The organism is Rhizobium ecuadorense (assembly GCF_001187535.1).
Taxonomy (GTDB): domain Bacteria; phylum Pseudomonadota; class Alphaproteobacteria; order Rhizobiales; family Rhizobiaceae; genus Rhizobium; species Rhizobium ecuadorense.
Genome location: NZ_LFIO01001427.1, coordinates 1 through 295 on the forward strand (window position 1 = coordinate 1; position 295 = coordinate 295).

General features: G+C 62.4%; 1 pseudogene. It reads right to left on the reverse strand.

Annotation, left to right across the window (positions count from 1 at the left end):
• Window positions 1-100: 100 nt before the first annotated feature.
• Window positions 101-277: pseudogene (locus tag AF337_RS45760) on the reverse strand (aminotransferase class III-fold pyridoxal phosphate-dependent enzyme); the annotation flags it as partial.
• Between the last annotated feature and the right edge of the window lie 18 nt (window positions 278-295).

The following is a 295-nucleotide window of genomic DNA, read 5'->3' on the forward strand; positions in this document are numbered from 1 at the left end:
GATCAATCTCGGCGGCGCTCATTCGGAAGGCGGATATATCGCGGAGGCGCTCGGCCGGCCGGAGGAAGGACACCAGATGCTGGTTAGAGCGCTGGAACTGATCAAGGCCCTGCGGCGCGTCTTCGACCAACCGGTCAGCGAGCCGCTCGGCGACGTCAGTCGTGAAAAAACCGGTGTGCGCATAGGCCATAGTGTCAAGCTGTTCGTGCAATGCGGCAAGGACTGCGGGATGCGCATGGCCGAGGCACGAGACGGCCGCTCCTCCCGACGCATCGATATAACCCGATGGAAAAGG